Genomic DNA, 19,003 nt, shown 5'->3' with positions numbered 1-19,003 from the left:
AATTTAGATTTTTTTTCGATATATTCGGGTAAAATTCTAAACCTGTGAATAAAAAATTAAGCTACATCATCGGCGCATCTTCTGTAGGTACGCTGATCGAATGGTACGACTTTTACATATTTGGTAGTTTGGCGACGGTTTTGTCGACCAAATTTTTCCCTACCGACAACCCCACAGCTGCTTTTTTAAACACCTTGGCCACCTTTGCGGCAGGCTTCGTGGTACGACCATTTGGTGCACTTTTTTTCGGAAAGATTGGGGACGTCATTGGCCGTAAATACACCTTTATGGTGACCCTGATGCTCATGGGTGGAGCTACGTTCGCCATTGGTTTAATTCCTTCCTACCAGAGCATCGGCGCCCTCGCTCCAATTCTAGTCTTAATTTTACGCTTATTGCAAGGTTTAGCACTTGGTGGGGAATACGGCGGAGCGGCCACCTACGTCGCGGAACACTCACCGGAGCACCAGAGAGGCTTTTATACGTCCTGGATTCAAACTACGGCGACACTCGGACTAATTATTTCATTAGGCGTAATCATGTTGACGCGCAGCCTACTATCTGCCGAAGAATTCGATCATTACGGTTGGCGCATCCCCTTCCTCATCTCCATCGTCATGGTCATCGGCTCGATCATCGTCCGTAAAAATATGGCGGAATCCCCTTTATTTGAAGAGGCCAAAAAGACAGGGAATGTCGCCAAAAACCCATTAAAAGAATCTTTTGGTAATAAATTGAATTTGAAATTCGTGTTACTTGCGTTGTTTGGAGCCACGATGGGACAGGGTTTGGTGTGGTATACGGGCCAATTTTATGCCCAAACATTCTTGTTAAAAATTTGCCATCTTGAAGAAACGCAAACCAACCTGATCTTAGTCATTGGCTTACTTGCTGGAACTCCCCTATTTGTACTATTTGGTGCCTTATCGGATAAACTGGGCAGAAAAGGAATCATGTTGGCCGGCATGGCCCTCGCCTTATTCCTGTACCGACCGATTTTTTCCACGATGTACGACCTCGTCGATACAAAACAAAAAACAGAGGTAAAGGGCTCGATTACCTATGAAAATGGGAATACAATTCGAACCTTTACGGATGGAACTGTTGAAACAACCACTGAAAAAGGCCCAATTATCCATATCCCGGCCACCGCACAATGGAAAATGATCGGCTTAATATTTTGCCTAATTAGCTTTGTCAGTATGGCCTACGGACCGATTGCCGCATTTTTGGTTGAGTTATTTCCGATAAAAATCAGGTATACTTCCATGTCGTTTCCATACCACATCGGCAATGGAATTTTTGGCGGTTTAATGCCCGCTATTGCGACTTTTTTAGTGACTACAGCATCGAACGATTCGACCATTGCGAAACCCTATCTGGAAGGATTAAACTATCCGATCGCCATGATTTCCGTTTGTTTGATTATCGGACTGGTGTATATGCAGGATGTTAAAATCAAAAAGACGTACCAACTTAACGGCTTGAAAAGGCTTTTGGGCATTGTTTGGATATTGTTAGGCATCTCAACGGGCCTATACCTCGTCTATTTTCAGGCAATGCCTTTATGGGAAAAAGGCGGAAACGACTTGGTTCCTGCCATCATTTATACCTTTATTTTAGCTCCTTTCATCAGCATTGGCATGTCCCTATTCGGATATTTTGCCTTGACAGGAGAGTTTGACCAAAAAAACCATGCGCATTAAAAATTTACAAGAATACCATGAAGCGTATTCCCTAAGTGTAGAAAAACCGGAACAATTTTGGGCTGATATTGCCAACGAGTTTGAGTGGATTAAACCTTTCACCAAAGTCCTTGACTGGAGTTTTGACGATTATTCCGTGAAATGGTTCGAGGATGGCCAAATGAACATTACAGCCAATGCACTGGATAGACATCTGAAAACCATTCCGGATCAGGCAGCCATTGTATATGAGCCCAATGAACCTGGGGACGAAGCGATCACATTGACCTATCGCCAGCTCCATGCGCGGGTGTGCAAATTCAGTAATGTGTTAAAAGCACAAGGAGTAAACAAAGGAGATCGTGTGTGCATTTATATGCCCATGATTCCGGAATTAGCGATTGCTGTCTTAGCTTGTGCGCGCATCGGTGCTATTCACTCGGTGGTTTTCGGTGGTTTTTCCGCACAATCTATATCAGATCGGATCAACGATTCGCAATGTAAATTGGTCATCACAACAGATGGCGCCGTGCGCGGAAATAAGACCATTCCGATGAAGGAAACGGTGGATGACGCCTTGGTTTCTTGTCCTTGTGTGGAAACGGTTATCGTCAAAACACGCACTAAAACACCGATTCCCATGTTGAAAGGACGTGATCTTTGGTGGGAAGAAGAAGAAATACAGGCTTCTGACGTTTGCGTTCCAGAGGCCATGAATGCCGAAGACCCTTTGTTTATACTCTACACATCAGGCTCCACTGGTAAACCGAAAGGGGTTGTTCATACCTGTGGCGGTTACATGGTTTACACGGCCTATACGTTTGCCAATGTTTTCCAATACAATCCAGGCGATGTATTTTTCTGCACCGCGGATATCGGTTGGATCACCGGTCACTCCTATTTGGTATATGGCCCCCTATTAAATGGCGCCATTTCTGTATTGTTCGAGGGCATCCCGACATACCCAGATGCGGGACGTTTCTGGGATATCATCAAACGTCACCAAGTGAATATTTTCTACACCGCGCCTACGGCGATTCGTTCACTGATGGGCTTTGGCGATGAGTTCTTAGTCGGAAAGGATTTGAGTTCACTTCGTGTACTTGGATCTGTGGGTGAACCCATCAACGTGGAAGCATGGCAGTGGTACGACGAAAAAATCGGCAAGGGCAATTGCCCAATCGTAGATACTTGGTGGCAAACTGAAACAGGGGGATTAATGATCTCACCGATTGCGGGGATTACGCCTTTAAAACCTGCATTCGCCACACTTCCATTACCTGGAGTTCAGCCGATACTGGTGGATGAAAACGGAAAAGAGATTGAGGGCAATGGCGTCAATGGAAATCTGTGCATCAAATATCCGTGGCCATCCATTATCCGGACGACCTACGGTGATCACGAGCGTTGCAAAACAACGTATTTCTCGACCTATCCAGGATTGTATTTCACGGGAGATGGCTGTATGCGTGATGAAGACGGATATTACCGGATTACGGGACGAGTAGATGACGTTATGAATATTTCAGGTCACCGCATCGGAACGGCTGAGGTGGAAAATGCGATTAACATGCATACCGGTGTGATCGAATCTGCGGTCGTTGGCTTTCCTCACGATGTCAAAGGGCAAGGAATTTATGCCTATGTCATCTGCGAGCACCCAACCATTAATGATGAATTAACGCGCAAGGATATTTTGGCAACCGTGGCACGCGTGATTGGGCCCATCGCTAAGCCGGATAAAATTCAGTTTGTGACTGGATTGCCAAAAACTCGCTCAGGTAAAATCATGCGTCGTATTTTACGCAAGGTCGCTGAAGGGGAATTTGGCAGTTTAGGAGATACCTCAACCTTGTTAGATCCAAGTGTGGTAGATTCGATTATTAAAGGAGCACTATAAATGAGGTAAGAGATAAGAGGTAAGAAGTAAGAGGTAAGAGTATTTTGCTCGGAATTAAATCCCGGACTTAAAACACTCTTACCTCTTACTTCTTACCTCTTACTTCTTAATTCTTACTTCTTAATTCTTACCTCTTACTACCAAAAATACGTATACAAGCCCAACAGCATCATCACGATGATCACTGATCCCACGATGAACGAAGGAGTCAATTTGAACATCGAAGCATCGATTTCCAATCCTTTCGGGTTGTTCTTCGACTCAGGGTCTAGTAATGAAATGACTACCATCGACGTGATACAGAAGGTAAATACCCATCCCATACGATCAATAAATGGAATCACATACATACCATCAGCATCTGGGAATGAGCTATAGAAAATACTATCGGTCACTCCAGTCCAGGTAGGAATGTATTTGGAAATGATGGAGAACGATACCCCACCTAAAAGTGCGAATAACGCGGCCTTTGACGTAGTACGCTTCCAAAAGAATCCCATGATGAATAAAGCGAAGATACCCGGTGAAAAATACCCAGTATATTCCTGAATGAACTGGAAACCACCTTTCTTATCGATACCCATAAATGGAGCGATCAAAACGGCGATAACCGTAGCAGCAACGACAGCTATACGGCCAATAGAAACCAATTGCTTCTCCGTTGCATTGGGATTGATGTAGTTCTTGTAGATATCCAAGGTGAAAATCGTCGAGATCGAATTTGCTTTACCCGCCATCGAAGCAACAACCGCAGCTGTTAGTGCTGCAAAGGATAAACCTTTTAGGCCAACAGGCAATAGGTTCAATAAAACAGGGTATGCGTTATCCTTGCTCAATACGCCATCCTTCATCATTTCTTGTTGGAACATACCATCTTTCCACAACAAATAAGCGGCAATACCAGGCAATACCACAATGATAGGCATCATCATTTTTAAGAATGCAGCAAACAAAATACCATTACGGGCTGTTGGCAAATCTGCTCCCAACGCACGCTGCGTAATGTATTGATTACATCCCCAATAGTTTAGGTTAACAATCCACATACCGCCAATTAACACCGCTAAACCAGGTAGCGACGGATAATTTGCGTTGTCTTTATTGAAAATCATGTGAAAATGATCAGGAGCCTTGGTCATTAAATGATTCATTCCATTCAATACACCCTCGCCTCCAAAACGCTGTGAAACTAAATCCAAGGCCAAATACGAAGTCACCAAACCTCCTAATACCAAGAATACTACTTGAATTACGTCCGTATAACCAATAACCTTCATACCACCCAAGGTAATGACGATTGCAAATGCCGACATCGCTATCATACAAACCGTGAAGTCTAATCCTGAAATCGTAGAAACCGCTAAGGCACCTAAATACAAAATAGAAGTTAGGTTAACTGCGATGTATAATAACAGCCAAAAAACCGCCATAATCAAACTCACCGTCGAATTATAACGTCTATTTAAAAACTGCGGCATGGTGAAAATCTTATTCTTCAGGTAGATTGGCATGAAGAAAATCGCAACGATTAAGAGCGTCGCTGCCGCCATCCACTCATAGGTGGCAATGGCTAAACCCATTTGAAAACCATCCCCAGAAGTACCAATAAACTGTTCTGCAGATATATTTGAGGCAATTAATGAGGCTCCGATCGCCCACCAGGTTAATGAACCTTCGGCTAAAAAGAAATCATTTGAATCGGTAATTTTTGACTTTTTCTTGTTGTAAATCCAATAACCGTAGCCTGAAACAACGACAAAATAGAATAAAAAGACTAGGTAATCGAGCAGCTGTAAACTATGTGCTTGCATAAATTGAGGGTTTAGATTTTGGTAATCAGTCACGAAAATAGGGTATTTCAGCAGAAAAGAAAAGGAATTAATGGAATTATACTATTCCCAAAAAGTAGGCTTCACGAGCACTACTTCTTCCTCTCGGTCTACAATGACTTGCCCAGGTAAAAGATCTTTGGTCTTGCGCACATATTTTTTGGATGTGACAATCACCGGACATAATGACTCGGTAGCCCGCTTCGAAAAATGGGCGGCAAGCTCAGCAGCTTTCTCGACAATATGTTTAGGCACTGTGCGCTGTTGGGGATTCCGAATAACCACATGCGAGCCAGAAACATCACGCGCATGTAACCAAATGTCAAATTTCTTCGCATATTTCAGCGTCAACAAATCATTATTCTTTGCGTTTTTCCCTACCCAGATCACCCAGCCATCCGTTTCAAATTGCTTGAAAGGCAGATCAGGAGCATCGGCCACCGCGGTAGTTTGCACACGTAGCAGCGGTAAAAAGGGTTTTAACTGTTTACGATTTTCAGCCACTGAAATTTGGCCTAACTGCTCACCTAATAAGGCTATTTCAGCCTGTTTTCGGTCAACATTAGCTTGCCAATGCGCAATTTCTTTGACGTAATTCTTTGCCTTTCGGTAATAGTTTTCGGCATTTTCAGGACCCGACAAAAGTGGATTCAATTTGATTTGAATCGTTCCGCCGTGGTAAAAATCCTCGAGCTCGACGGATTTAGCGCCAGCAGGAATGAGATGCAAAAAGGCCATTAAAATATTTCCAATCTCCTCGTAGGCTAGATTAACCTCGCGCACATGCTGTTGCTTGGTCAAGCTCTCCAGATAATGGATGGCTTTTACGCGTTGTTTCGTTAACAGTTCGATCAATAAGCCTTTTTCCCGTCGAAATTCACCGATGGAATAATGCAGACTATAAAATTGATTGAGCGCTTCCACGGCATCTTGGCTTTGAAAAAGCGCGTCGCCATGGATTGGGAAAATCGTTAGACCGATCCCTTTGGTGGTTTCAACGATCGAAATGTGCGGTTCGGATAAATTCTCTAGGGTTTGTTGTAAGAATTCCCATTGTCCCTGGAGCGATTTCGTGGCATAACCGAAGGCATCAAAATAGGCTGCACCTTCTTTTCCCAGCGTTGGATATAATGCTTTATAATCACCATCTGCAGCCTCAAAAGCATCAAAATCCTGATCAATCGACCGGTGTAATTCAGGCAACACAAGCTCATAATCCTTACTTAGTTTCTTTTGAAACTGCGCGACATGTTCCCCTTCCTGAAAAAGAATCACATTCGACCGATTGCCAAACAATTTGAGCACGAGGGTTTGTTGGCCTAAAAAATCCAACCCAATCGCACGTTCATTCTCAAAAACATAAACATCTTGTACTTCGTGCAGCAATAAATCAGAGAATAGGTCAATGGAATTACGCCCTGCGCGGTGAAATTGGGATGGAAATTGAAGCGTAGAAAACTGGGAACTAAAACAGCATTTGATCCAAAAATCATCACCATTCTGGCGTTCAAACCCGATAACCAATTCATCTTTTTCCTGCGAAAAACACTGCTTCAAACGCGCATACGTCAAAATTTGACGCAGCTGCTGAGCTAGGATGCGTAGGAAAAAATGATTGTTATGCATAAATTGGATTTTAAAATTCGCGCATGTCCCTACCCGATTCCTATCTTTCCGTATCACAACCAGCTGAGGGACTCTACAAAGATAAAGGAAGTAAATTCATCGGGTATGTATTTCCGGTGAAAGATCTCGAAGATATCAAGGAACAGATAAATTCACTGAAAGAATTGCATCCCAAAGCGCGTCATATCTGCTACGCCTATCGGCTCGGTTTTACGCCAGAAGAAGCCCGATCGAACGACGATGGTGAGCCTTCGGGAAGTGCGGGAAAACCAATTCTGAATACCATTCTTTCAAACAATGTCCATTTCACACTCGTGGCTGTAGTTCGCTATTTTGGTGGGACGCTGCTTGGGGTACCCGGTTTAATTCAGGCCTATAAAGAGGCTAGTCTCGAGGCCTTTGCTGCTGCAGAAATTATTGAAATCGAACCTATGGAAACGCAGGAAGTTCGTTTCACCTATGCCCAGATGAATGAGGTGATGAAGGTTATCAAAAAATATCCGATTCAAATCGTGGAGCAGGAGGTGAATAATGATTGCTGGTACCTGCTCCGTTTTGCCAAACGAATCGCTCGTGAGGTCAAATCTGCTTTGGACAAAGCACTCACTTCATTTTAATCTAGTAACTGATAAAATATTTCGATTATCAGTTGGCCTGCGCAGATCCAATCAAGCTTTTGTGTACTTGTGGAAAATCACATGACATGCCCACCATTTTCCGAAAAAAAGGATGGAGAATATTTTTTTATTCCAATGAAGGCAACGAACAAATGCACGTACATGCCATTAAGGGCGAAACCGAAGTGAAATATTGGATTAGTCAGAAATTGAATATGATATCTTATGCAAATTCCTGTAATTTGAGCCCAATGAACCAGCGTGACATAGAGGAGATTTTAATCGACCAATTGCATCTCATCATCCAAACTTGGCATAATCATTTCAACATTGACCAATAAAATGAAATCAAATCAGAAACACATTTGGGAAATTCGATTTGAAGGAGATCAGATGATCATCCAAGGCGAAAATAAATCAATCCAATCGGCCATAGCTAATATTTCACAAAAATTGATGCATGCTACCACCATCGAACGAAATACGTATGAAATAAGTCCATCAGGTTTCGGGGTGCATTGGCCGCTCATCGACGAAGATCTTTCTTTCCCAAATTTATAACCCTTCCCCTTTCCCCTTCGCCCTCGATTCAGTAGATTTGTTTTTCACATATCCGTATGTCAAAACTAAACCTATGAACTATTACAAAATCTACCGCGGCGCAAAAGGTATTCAAATCGAAAATAAGGAAGGGAAATTCACTAGCCCTCATGCAGGAAATTGGGATGATTTCATCAATCAACCTGAACTATTTCAAATCTGCCAACACCAAATCTTTACAGATTCCAAACTTGAAGCCATCCAAACACCCATTGACTCCCAGGAGATTTGGGCAGCTGGGGTAACGTATTTACGTAGCAAAGTGGCCCGCATGGAAGAATCCAAAGAATCCGGAGGCGATACCTTTTACGATAAAGTATACGATGCTGAAAGGCCCGAAATATTCTACAAAGGCAATAAATTGCGTGCAGTAGGCCAAAACGGCCAGGTACGTATCCGCAAAGATTCAGCCTGGAATGTACCCGAACCTGAATTAACCCTGTTTATCAATAAACAACACCAAATTGCCGGCTACCTCATCGGCAACGACATGAGCTCCCGCGATATCGAAGGCGAAAATCCACTCTACCTCCCACAAGCTAAAGTGTACGACGCCTCCGCTGGCATTGGACCCTGTTTATTGGTCACCGAAAAACCGCTTGCTCCTGAAACGGTCATTTCCATGCGAATTTACCGATCAAATCAAGAGGTCTTCCAGGGAGAAACACATATATCGCAAATGAAGCGAAGCCACGAGGAACTACGCGAATATTTAACCCGCGAAATGAGCTTTCCGTTAGGTGCCTACCTCATGACCGGAACTTGCATCGTCCCTGATCCGCCATTTACCCTACAAGCACACGACGAAATACACATTCAAATCGAACCTATTGGCACCTTGATTCAAACCGTACACCCATGAATTTAACAGGAAAACAACTCATTGGCTTTCAAACAAAAGCAGCCGGACACCGAAATTTTCAAGGCATCCAAGCTGCTTCAGGCGAGGCGCTACCACAGGTTTTTGTAGAAGCAACGGCCGATGAGGCCCATGAAGCCTTGACCAAAGCCTCCGCGGCCTTCAAAGTTTACCGAAATGTATCCGATGGGGAAAGGGCCAAGTTCCTTCATGCCATCGCCGAAGAAATTTTAGTCATCGGCGATGTGCTCATTCAAACGGCTTGCGCAGAATCAGGTTTACCCGAAGCACGCATCACCGGAGAACGTGGACGGACCATAGGCCAAATCCAAGCGTTCGCTAATTTCATCTCAAATCCTTCTTGGAAAAGAGAAATTGTGGATGAAGCGATGCCAGAACGCCAACCGCTTCCTAAGCCACGTTTGGTTCAGAAACAGATTCCATTGGGGCCAACGGTCGTTTTTGGGGCAAGTAATTTCCCCTTAGCTTTTTCTGTAGCCGGTGGCGATACCTTATCGGCCTTAGCCGCTGGTTGTCCCGTCGTCTTCAAAGCACACCCCGCACATCCCAATACCTGTGATTTGGTGGGTCAAGCGATCCAACAGGCAGCCCAAAAAACTGGTATGCCCGACGGTACTTTTTCCCTAGTACATGCACAAGGGCATGAAATAGGTGGGTATTTGGTGACACACCCCCTGACAAAAGCAGTCGCATTTACAGGTTCTTACCGGGGTGGAAAAGCTTTATTTGACCTAGCCGTTCGGCGCGAAGTACCCATTCCTGTGTATGCAGAAATGGGCTCCATCAATCCCGTTTACCTATTCAGCGATCGCCTAGCGACGCAAGGGGAAGGACTAGCTGATGCATTTAGTCAATCCATCTGCTTGGGCGTAGGCCAGTTTTGCACCAATCCCGGTTTGATCGTTATCCTAGAAAAAGACCGTGAATTTTTAACCTCTTTAGCTGCTAAATTAGACCACATGCCTTTAGGCACTTTCCTAACAGCAGGAATCAAGCAATCATTTGAACACGGATTCAATACCTTGAATCATCATCCCGCTACACAGCGCTTAACTGCATCTTCAACACCCGCACCAAGCTTATTTAGCACAAGCGTTCGTGAGGCTTTAGCGCACCCAGAGGTGTTAGAGGAGGTTTTTGGCCCATGCACGGTGGCTGTGGTTTGTCAAGATTTGGCCGAAATGATCGCGTTTACAGAGCAATTGCCAGGCCAGTTAACCGCTACGATTCAAGCGGAGCCAAGTGACTTAGTGAATTTAGCTGAATTAATCGATGAGGTAAGCCAAAAGGTAGGCCGCATCTTGTTGAACGGTTTCCCAACTGGCGTGGAAGTTTCAGCAGCGATGGTACACGGCGGACCTTTTCCCGCTACTTCCGATGCGCGCAGCACCTCTGTGGGAACCGAGGCTATTTACCGGTTTACGCGGCCGGTTTGCTGGCAGAATTTTTAAGGTAAATCCTGAAAATAAATCGGCGCAAGCGCCTCAAACTTTGGCAAAGCTTTGAGCTTTGCCAAAGAGACATAAAAACCCCCAGGCATCAGCCTGGGTTTTTTTTCTAAATCTCCACCTCCACATTCTCAAAAGTTAAATTCCCCTCCTGATCCACATCCATCAGCACCGCGGAATCTTTCTTAATCTTACCGGACAAAATGGACTTAGACAATTCATTCAACACAACCCGCTGGAGCACACGCTTCATCGGTCTACCGCCATACAAAGGATCAAATCCTTCTTTGGCTAATTTAGCCAAGGCCTCCTCCGTCGCTTCGATCGTGATATGTTGCTCCGCCAAACGGTTTTGAACTTCCTTAAATTGAATCGTCAAAATCTTCCGCGCATGTTCCTCCGTCAATGGTTCAAACAACACAATCTCATCCACCCGATTCAAGAACTCCGGACGCACCTGCTGTTTCAATAAGACCATCACTTCTTCCTTTGCTTCCTCCAACAAGATCGCATTGTTCCAGCCCTCCATTTGGCCTAACTTTTCCTGAATAATATGACCACCGATATTCGATGTCATGATAATGATGGTGTTCTTGAAATTCGCCGTCCGTCCTTTATTGTCGGTCAAACGCCCCTCATCCAAGACTTGTAACAAGATATTCCAAACGTCAGGATGTGCCTTTTCAATCTCGTCCAACAATACCACTGAATACGGCTTGCGGCGCACGGCTTCGGTTAATTGGCCACCTTCGTCATAACCAACGTATCCCGGAGGCGCACCGACCAATCGTGAAACGGCATGGCGCTCTTGGTACTCCGACATATCAATGCGAACGATGGCGTTCTCATCATTAAAGAGATAAGCAGCTAAAGACTTAGCCAATTCCGTTTTTCCAACACCCGTCGTGCCTAAAAAGATAAAGGAACCAATAGGCCGGCGCGGATCCTGCAATCCCGCACGCGAGCGACGTACCGCATCCGACACTAATTCAATCGCCTGATCTTGACCCGCCACACGTTTGTGCAATTCATCTTCTAGATGCAATAGCTTCTCAATCTCTGTCTGCAACATCTTGCTCACCGGAATTCCCGTCCACTTAGCAACCACCTCGGCAATATTCTCCGCAGTCACTTCTTCCTGCAACATCCCTTTCTCGCCCTGGGAATTCGCCTGCAAATCCTTTAATTTTTGCTCAGACTCCACCAAGCGACCATAACGAATCTCAGCTACCTTGCCGTAATCTCCTTGACGCTCGGCTTGGTCGGCCTCCAATTTCAATTTATCAATTTTCTCTTTTTCTGCCCGGATCGTGTCTAGAACGCCTTTCTCCGACTGCCATTGTGCCTTCAGCGCATCGCGTTTTTCGGACAAATCAGCTAATTCACGATTGAGGCTAGATTCTTTTTCCTTATTATTTTCCCGACGAATCGCCTCGCGCTCAATTTCCAGCGACATAATCTTCCGCTGAATATCATCAATCGCCTCCGGAACAGAATCAATTTCTAAGCGCATTTTGGCAGCCGCCTCATCCATTAAGTCGATGGCCTTATCTGGAAGGAAACGATCTGAAATGTACCTACTGGACAACTCGACCGCAGCGATAACCGCATCGTCCTGAATCCGAACCCCATGGTGCAATTCATACTTATCCTTGATACCACGCAAGATCGAAATCGCATCCGCCACATCAGGCTCATCCACAATCACGGATTGAAACCGACGTTCCAAAGCTTTGTCCTTCTCAATGTATTTTTGGTACTCTTTTAACGTCGTAGCTCCTATCGCATGTAGTTCTCCTCTGGCCAATGCTGGCTTCAACAAATTGGCCGCATCCATCGCTCCTTCTCCCCCACCACCTGCGCCAATCAGCGTATGGATCTCGTCAATAAACAAGACAATCTCTCCGTCTGAATCCGTGACTTCTTTGATGACCGCTTTCAAACGCTCCTCAAATTCACCTTTGTATTTAGCTCCGGCAACCAATAAACCCATGTCCAGCGACATGACAATTTTGGATTTCAAATTCTCCGGTACATCCCCCGAAACGATTCGTTGGGCCAAACCCTCCACGATGGCGGTTTTACCTACACCGGGTTCACCCACGAGCATAGGATTGTTTTTGGTCCGACGCGATAGGATTTGTAGGACCCGACGAATCTCTTCGTCTCGCCCAATCACCGGGTCGATTTTACCCGCCTTCGCTAATTCATTTAAATTCTTACCGTATTTTTCCAAAGACTGGTAAGTACCTTCTGCATGTGGATCGTTCACTTGTCTATTTCCTCTAAGTTCGATGATTGCTTGTTTAAAATTCTTGGTCGTTAATCCGAGCTTTTTCAGGGCATCGGCCACGGAATCGTTTCCATCCAATAAAGACAAAAACAAAACCTCCACACTCACATACGTATCGCCAAAATCTGCTTTTAATTTATCCGCGCGCTGCAAAGCCTGCTGCAAGGAATTACTAGCATAAGGCTGCTCCCCCGATACTTTCGGGTAGCTGGTCAAAATGGGGCCTAAATTAGTTTGAATTTGACTGGGGGAAACACCTAATTTCTTGAGTAGAAACGAGGCCGTTTGCGTATCATCCTGTAGAATCGCTAGCAACAAATGCCCAGTTTCGATGGCTTGTTGGCCCCGCTCCTGCGCAATTTCCATGGCTTGCTGAATGATAACACTCGCTTGGGAAGTATAATTGTTTGGGTTCATGTGGTTAAAATTGTTGCGACCGCTAGCTGCAATTGCTTAGCCATGCACAAAACCCGGAAAATTTGTCGGTGAGTTAAGGTACTCGGACGCGAAAAACGTGCCAATATGGCTTGTATTAGGCGAATCTGTCCGAAATCACTTGTTTGAATGTAGCGAGTGCCTCTTTCAGTTGTACAATCTCCACAGGGAATTGACTGAACTCGCAGACTTTGGCTTTCAACTCAATTTGCTCACAGATAAGATGTACTTGCGCAGCTCCCAAGGTCCCCGAATTTCCTTTCAGCGTATGTAACTCAGCTTGAACTCCTTTGCAATCGTTCGCAGCGTAGGCTTGTTCAGCAGCGGCAAGTTGCTCCTCAGCTTCGGCAATGAATTCGGTCAGCATCCCTTCCACAAAAGCAGGATCACCCCCAACGGCATCCGAAAGGGACTTAAGCACCTCTTCGTCAACGGCCTCGTATGACGTATCGAGCACCACATCTTCTGGAGCATGGCCATCATGTACCCATTTGCTCACCATCTGAATGAGTTGCTGTGCGCGAATAGGTTTGGCTAAATAATCATCCATACCCACAGCGAGGAACCGTTCACGATCTTCTTTCATCGCATAAGCCGTCATCGCGACGATAGGCGGCAATGCCTGCCCCGAAGCTTTCAGTCGGCGCGTCGTCTCCATCCCATCCATCTCGGGCATTTGAATATCCATTAAGACCAAATCAAAATCAGCATCTTGGGCCAAACGGTCAATCGCCTCCTGACCACTGGTTGCCGTTTCAATCACACATCCGGCTTTAGCTAAAATCTGTGAGGCAACTTTGCGATTCGTCGCATTATCATCCACCAATAAGATACGGGCACGCACCTCGGTTAAGGTTCCTGCAATATCATATCGATCAGCCTGCTGAATTGAAGATGCTTTGGACGCATCACCGATCGCCAATTGGACCGTAAACCAAAACGTACTCCCCTTTCCTTCCTCCGATTCTACCCCAATATCGCCATCCATCATCTTACAGAATTCCCGCGAAATGGCTAATCCCAAACCGGTTCCCCCATAATTTTTAGACGTTGAATTATCCAATTGCTGAAAGGCAGAGAACAATTTCTTCAAATTCGTCGGACTAATTCCTATCCCCGTATCAGTCACGCGAAACATTAATTCCACGCTTTTAGATGTCAAATTGGCCGTAGAAACCGAAATCGTCACCGATCCATTCTCCGTGAATTTCAAGGCATTGGACGTCAGATTGGATAGAATTTGTAACAATCGTGTCTCATCGGCCACGACAACTTTAGGCACGTCCGCCGCAATCGTATACGCCACCTTATTCCCTTTCTGATGGGCAATCGGCGTAAACAAGGACATCAGTCGGTCCAATAAATCCTCAAATACCAATTCAGCCGGATGGAGCACCATTTTACCTGCTTCGATTTTGGCTAAATCCAAAATGTCATTCAGGATATGCAATAAGGTTTCGGATGACTTCCGGATGGTTTGCAGGTAATCTTGTTGGTCTTCATTCAACGGCGAATCGCACAATAAATCCACCATTCCAATCACCCCGTTCATCGGCGTACGAATCTCATGGGACATATTGGCCAAAAACTGTTCCTTCACTTTCAAGGAATGTTCCGCCTGCTCCCGCGCCTCAACGAGTTCGGCTTGGTATTTCTTTAAATCTGTTATATCCCGGGCTATGCCTGAAACCTCCGAAATAAGCGCTTCGGATTGGATGGGGTTTAGGTAGATTTCCAACCACTTTTGCTCGCCGGATTTGGTCATCAACTCCAATTCAAAATGTTGTTTTTGACCTCTAAACGCAAGTTTGTATTTGTCTTCGAGCGGTCGGCGTTCTTGTGGGGCCACCAACTGGAATCCCATGCTTTCTGTACTGAAATTCAATTGCGGTTTAATCTGTAATTGTTTTTCTAGGAGTTCGGCATACTCTTGGTTGAAACTTGTCAACATGAGGCGTCTATTCACCGACCACATTAAGTGGGAACTTCCTTCAAAAATCGCATTTAATCGGGCCGTTTCACGAGCCAAAGCCTCTTCCGCTTGCTTGCGCGCAATGGCCACCGCCACTTGGCTCGAAATAAAGTCCAGTAATTCTAAATCGCGGTTCTCGTACTTATTGGCACGCTCGTAGGATTTAACCCCAATGATCCCGGTAACTCGGTCTCCGATACGTAGCGGCACGCAAAGCATCACTTTTGGAACGACACCATAGAGGTAAATCTTCTTCTCCGCGGCTAATTGGTGTATATCATCATCATGCAAAATCAATGGCTTATTCGCCATGATCGCATATTCTGTCAGTCCATTCCCCAGTTTACGTTTGGTAAAATGAACCCGCGAATCAAAATACTCATCGATGTAATACGGGAAATACAAAAAGCTTTTCCCCGGATCATATTGGGCAATAAAGAAGTTCTTGACGTCGATGACCTCGCCCAACTGCTTATGGATATTGACATAAAAGTCATCCAAATTCGTGGAACTAATCGCTACTTGCGCGATGGATGAAAAGAGCTTATTGGCACGCTCCGCACGGACTTTCGCCGTAGAATTATGTAAAATACAGCGGTAGGCAGTGGGTGCTCCGCGTTCGAACCGACAGGTCGCTGAGCCAGAAACGTAGAGGCGCCGACCGTCCTTTCGCTTGAATACAGCGGTAAATTCGGGCAGCTCTTCGCCACGAGCTAAGAGATCAAATTGCGCTTGCGTGATGTGTGCGAATTCGGGGTGCAAGACATCTTGCATGCGTAAGTCGCGGGCTTCCTCCTCGGAATAGCCCAGCGTTTCAAGCCAGGCTTTATTGACAAATAAAAACCGACCAGACACACCGGTAATTTGAATGAGGTCCGTGGTATTATTAATTAAATCTTGTAGCTGGGCATTGGATCGCGAAAGCGCTTCCGTCACCTTCTTTCGTTCGGTGATATCCTCCCCGATGATACTTAAATAAGACGTATTATTGGACGCCTTCACAATCGTGGAAGCCACTTCTACCCATTTCGTAGCACCGGTTTTGGTGATGTAATTACGTTCACGATCCTCAAATAAACCACCCGAATCAATGGCTTTTTGGAAGGAGGCGCGACGGTCCTCGGTCTCGCCTTGCGGTAATAGGGTGGCAAAAAAATCTTTCCCGTTTAATTCATTGGAAGAATAATCCAGTAAGGTATGTGTGAACGCATTTGCATATACGATGGTGCCGTCGAGCGCCATGATGATACCAAATAGCTTGAGGCCAGCAATGGTATGAATGAGGTTTTCTTTCGAAGTCGCTTCGGAGGCAATTCCATCGTTAATTTCCAACACGTCCAATTGCTTTTTCAGCTCTTGGATTTCGTGAATTAGATCTTCCTTTGTTTTGTTTGCCCAAACTGCCATGGCATTAATCCCTTTTTTTGCTTAAATGTACAAAAAAGGGCGTAATTTCGCGTACCCTTAAGCCCCAAGAACACGTGCAAGTAAGAGCAAAAAAGAATTTAGGTCAACACTTTTTGAATGATTTGGACGCCGCACAGCGTATTGTGGATGGACTTCAGCCTCAAGGTGAATACCAAAAAGTCTTGGAAATAGGCCCAGGGATGGGGGTTCTCACCCAATTTCTCGTTAAAAAAGAAGCTTACGAAACGTCCTTAATTGAAATCGACAAGGAATCTGTCGACTACCTGCGCAAGCATTACCTAGAATTTACAGGAACCCGATTAATCGACGGTGATTTTCTACGCTACCCATTAGAGAATATCTTCGGCGAGGAGAAATTCGCGATCGTGGGTAACTTCCCCTATTTCATTTCAACACAGATATTTTTCCGCGTATTGGAATACAAAGATCAATGCGTGGAAGTCGTGGGCATGCTGCAAAAAGAAGTAGCCATGCGCCTAGCCGCCAAACCCGGCAATAAAGATTATGGCATTTTAAGTGTCCTTTTACAAGCCTATTACGACGTAGAATACCTATTCAGTTTAGGCCCTGAGGTGTTTACCCCACCTCCCAAAGTAAACTCGGGTGTCATTCGCATGCGCCGGAATTGGGATAAAAAACTAGCTTGCGACCCAGCGAAATTCAAGATTGTCGTGAAGATGGCATTCAACCAGCGACGCAAAACCTTACGCAACGCCTTGCGCGCCATGCAATTACCTGATCACCCGTTGTTGACCAAGCGCGCTGAACAATTAGGCGTGGCCGAATTTGTGGAATTGACCCATTTATGGGAAGCACAAGGTTACCCAGGCGCATAATTTAACGGTTTAGAGACATACGTTTTCCGTCAAAATTTCCGTACTTGCGCCTTCAATCTTTTCAAAATCGAATCTCATGGAAGAAATCAACGTACAGCACCTTCCGTTCGAACTCACCAAAGAGTTTTTAGAAGATATTCGCCAGCTGATTACAGCCCAAGCGAACGAAGAGATTATTGCCAAAATCGAAGACCTTTTCCCTGCCGATATCACCAGCATTTTATATGAACTGAACGGCGATGAATCAAAATATTTAGTCCAATTACTGGACACTAAAATTGCCGCTGCCATCATCTCCGCCTTGGATACCGATGACCGCAAAAAGTTCCTCAAGAACTTTACCTCCAAAGAAATCTCACAATACATTAACATCGTCGATTCCGATGATGCCGTGGATATTCTGAACGAACAACCTGTCCGCATTCGCGAAGAAGTCATCGCCCTATTGAAGGACCGTGAACAAGCGCGTTTCATCATTGACCTCATGCATTACGATGAAGATTGTGCAGGTGGTTTGATGCAGAAGGAGTTAATTAAAATCAATGTGACACAGACCGTGACGGAATGTGTGGAGGAGATTCGCCGACAAGCCGAAGATGTAGAGAAAGTTTATTCCGTCTATGTCGTGGATGATGACGGATTGCTTTTAGGAACCGTTTCGTTGAAAAAAATCATTTTGGCCAAACGCGGATCCAAGATTCAAGATGTCTACGAAGACGACGAAATCGTTTCAGTACAGACCTATAGCACTGGCGAAGAAGTGGCCGATTTAATGCAAAAATATGACTTGGAAGCCATTCCAGTCGTGAATATTCAAGGCCGTTTATTAGGCCGCATTACCATCGATGACGTGGTCGATTTCATCACAGAATCCGCCCAAGAAGATATTCAGGTCATGGCCGGTATCTCGGAAGACGTAGAAGAAGATGACTCAGTGTGGCTTTTAGTACGTTCGCGCTTACCGTGGTTAATCGGCGGTATGGTGGGTAGTTTTTTAGCTGCCAAAATCATTGATCGCTTCGACGATACGATTGCCTTATTGCCCGCTATTTCAGCGTTTATTCCGTTGATTGGATCCACAGGCGGAAACGTGGGGATTCAGTCCTCTTCATTGATCGTACAATCACTAGCTGATAAAAGTGGTTTGGATACAACGCTTTGGAAACGTCTTCAAAAGGTATTTGTGGTCGCCTTAATCAACGCGATGATTGCCGCTATTTTTGCCTTCGGTTGTTCCATGCTCATCGATAAAGGCGAAATTATGTTATCCATCACGGTGTCGCTTTCGCTATTCGCCGTGGTTATGTTGGCCTCACTCATGGGAACCATTACGCCTTTGGTGTTAAACCAACTCAAAATTAATCCAGCCGTGGCATCGGGTCCGTTCATTACGACGACCAATGACATCTTGGGCTATGGTGTTTATTTCCTCATCGTCTATTTCTTGTTGTAGC

The 19,003-nt window shown here is 45.1% G+C and carries 13 protein-coding genes; 9 read left to right on the top strand and 4 right to left on the bottom strand.

Annotation, left to right across the window (positions count from 1 at the left end):
- Positions 1–44 precede the first annotated feature (44 nt).
- Positions 45–1,706, top strand: a complete 1,662-nt coding sequence (locus U0R10_RS02325) for an MFS transporter (protein WP_377982105.1) — start codon at positions 45–47, stop codon at positions 1,704–1,706.
- Positions 1,696–3,585, top strand: coding sequence for an acetate--CoA ligase (acs, locus tag U0R10_RS02320; RefSeq protein ID WP_377982103.1), 1,890 nt, complete (start codon positions 1,696–1,698; stop codon positions 3,583–3,585). Before U0R10_RS02325 ends, acs begins: the two co-directional genes overlap by 11 nt.
- Positions 3,586–3,722: 137 nt before the next feature.
- On the opposite strand, the gene U0R10_RS02315 is transcribed toward acs, so the two are convergent.
- A complete protein-coding gene (locus U0R10_RS02315) occupies positions 3,723–5,396 on the bottom strand; it encodes a sodium/sugar symporter (protein ID WP_377982101.1) in 1,674 nt (557 codons plus the stop codon).
- 81 nt (positions 5,397–5,477) lie between these two features.
- Positions 5,478–7,040 (bottom strand): NFACT RNA binding domain-containing protein, encoded by a 1,563-nt coding sequence (locus U0R10_RS02310; RefSeq protein WP_377982099.1) that lies wholly within the window; start codon positions 7,038–7,040, stop codon positions 5,478–5,480.
- 23 nt (positions 7,041–7,063) lie between these two features.
- On the opposite strand from U0R10_RS02310, the gene U0R10_RS02305 reads away from it, so the two are divergent.
- From U0R10_RS02305 to U0R10_RS02285, 5 genes are all read left to right on the top strand, one after another.
- Positions 7,064–7,657: an IMPACT family protein gene (locus U0R10_RS02305; protein ID WP_377982098.1), complete on the top strand. Its 594-nt coding sequence runs from the start codon at positions 7,064–7,066 to the stop codon at positions 7,655–7,657.
- Positions 7,658–7,743: 86 nt separating this feature from the next.
- Positions 7,744–7,998: a DUF4160 domain-containing protein gene (locus U0R10_RS02300; protein ID WP_377982096.1), complete on the top strand. Its 255-nt coding sequence runs from the start codon at positions 7,744–7,746 to the stop codon at positions 7,996–7,998.
- Position 7,999: 1 nt separating this feature from the next.
- On the top strand, positions 8,000–8,218 hold the full coding sequence (locus U0R10_RS02295; protein WP_377982094.1) for a DUF2442 domain-containing protein: 219 nt from the start codon (positions 8,000–8,002) through the stop codon (positions 8,216–8,218).
- 73 nt (positions 8,219–8,291) lie between these two features.
- Entirely contained in the window at positions 8,292–9,119 is an 828-nt protein-coding gene (locus U0R10_RS02290; protein ID WP_377982092.1) for a fumarylacetoacetate hydrolase family protein, read from the top strand.
- On the top strand, positions 9,116–10,588 hold the full coding sequence (locus tag U0R10_RS02285; RefSeq protein WP_377982090.1) for an aldehyde dehydrogenase (NADP(+)): 1,473 nt from the start codon (positions 9,116–9,118) through the stop codon (positions 10,586–10,588). The genes U0R10_RS02290 and U0R10_RS02285 overlap by 4 nt, the downstream gene beginning before the upstream one ends.
- Positions 10,589–10,694: 106 nt before the next feature.
- On the opposite strand, the gene clpB is transcribed toward U0R10_RS02285, so the two are convergent.
- Both clpB and U0R10_RS02275 read right to left on the bottom strand, forming a co-directional pair.
- Positions 10,695–13,295 carry an ATP-dependent chaperone ClpB gene (clpB, locus tag U0R10_RS02280; RefSeq protein ID WP_377982088.1) on the bottom strand — a complete coding sequence of 867 codons (2,601 nt, stop codon included), beginning with the start codon at positions 13,293–13,295 and terminating at the stop codon, positions 10,695–10,697.
- A 115-nt stretch (positions 13,296–13,410) separates the two neighbouring features.
- On the bottom strand, positions 13,411–16,692 hold the full coding sequence (locus tag U0R10_RS02275) for a PAS domain S-box protein (protein WP_377982086.1): 3,282 nt from the start codon (positions 16,690–16,692) through the stop codon (positions 13,411–13,413).
- Positions 16,693–16,766: 74 nt separating this feature from the next.
- Here U0R10_RS02275 and rsmA point away from each other — a divergent pair, with 74 nt between their 5' ends.
- The gene (rsmA, locus tag U0R10_RS02270; RefSeq protein WP_377982084.1) at positions 16,767–17,549 is read left to right on the top strand and encodes a 16S rRNA (adenine(1518)-N(6)/adenine(1519)-N(6))-dimethyltransferase RsmA; all 783 of its coding nucleotides are present in this window, start codon (positions 16,767–16,769) and stop codon (positions 17,547–17,549) included.
- Positions 17,550–17,625: 76 nt separating this feature from the next.
- On the top strand, positions 17,626–19,002 hold the full coding sequence (gene mgtE, locus U0R10_RS02265; protein ID WP_377982082.1) for a magnesium transporter: 1,377 nt from the start codon (positions 17,626–17,628) through the stop codon (positions 19,000–19,002).
- The last annotated feature ends 1 nt before the right edge of the window (position 19,003 follow it).

Source organism: Aquirufa avitistagni (assembly GCF_042715545.1).
Classification (GTDB): Bacteria; Bacteroidota; Bacteroidia; order Cytophagales; family Spirosomataceae; genus Aquirufa; species Aquirufa avitistagni.
The sequence above is the reverse complement of the archived record's forward strand: the minus strand, read 5'-3'. Positions and strand labels throughout refer to the sequence as shown.

Excerpts from the sequence above, each read along its gene's own strand:
- U0R10_RS02275 (WP_377982086.1), bottom strand. The coding sequence starts at position 16,692 with ATGGCAGTTTGGGCAAACAAAACAAAGGAAGATCTAATTCACGAAATC.
- U0R10_RS02305 (WP_377982098.1), top strand. The coding sequence starts at position 7,064 with ATGTCCCTACCCGATTCCTATCTTTCCGTATCACAACCAGCTGAGGGA.
- U0R10_RS02295 (WP_377982094.1), top strand. The coding sequence starts at position 8,000 with ATGAAATCAAATCAGAAACACATTTGGGAAATTCGATTTGAAGGAGAT.
- U0R10_RS02315 (WP_377982101.1), bottom strand. The coding sequence starts at position 5,396 with ATGCAAGCACATAGTTTACAGCTGCTCGATTACCTAGTCTTTTTATTC.
- U0R10_RS02290 (WP_377982092.1), top strand. The coding sequence starts at position 8,292 with ATGAACTATTACAAAATCTACCGCGGCGCAAAAGGTATTCAAATCGAA.
- mgtE (WP_377982082.1), top strand. The coding sequence starts at position 17,626 with ATGGAAGAAATCAACGTACAGCACCTTCCGTTCGAACTCACCAAAGAG.
- acs (WP_377982103.1), top strand. The coding sequence starts at position 1,696 with ATGCGCATTAAAAATTTACAAGAATACCATGAAGCGTATTCCCTAAGT.
- U0R10_RS02285 (WP_377982090.1), top strand. The coding sequence starts at position 9,116 with ATGAATTTAACAGGAAAACAACTCATTGGCTTTCAAACAAAAGCAGCC.
- U0R10_RS02300 (WP_377982096.1), top strand. The coding sequence starts at position 7,744 with ATGCCCACCATTTTCCGAAAAAAAGGATGGAGAATATTTTTTTATTCC.
- U0R10_RS02310 (WP_377982099.1), bottom strand. The coding sequence starts at position 7,040 with ATGCATAACAATCATTTTTTCCTACGCATCCTAGCTCAGCAGCTGCGT.
- clpB (WP_377982088.1), bottom strand. The coding sequence starts at position 13,295 with ATGAACCCAAACAATTATACTTCCCAAGCGAGTGTTATCATTCAGCAA.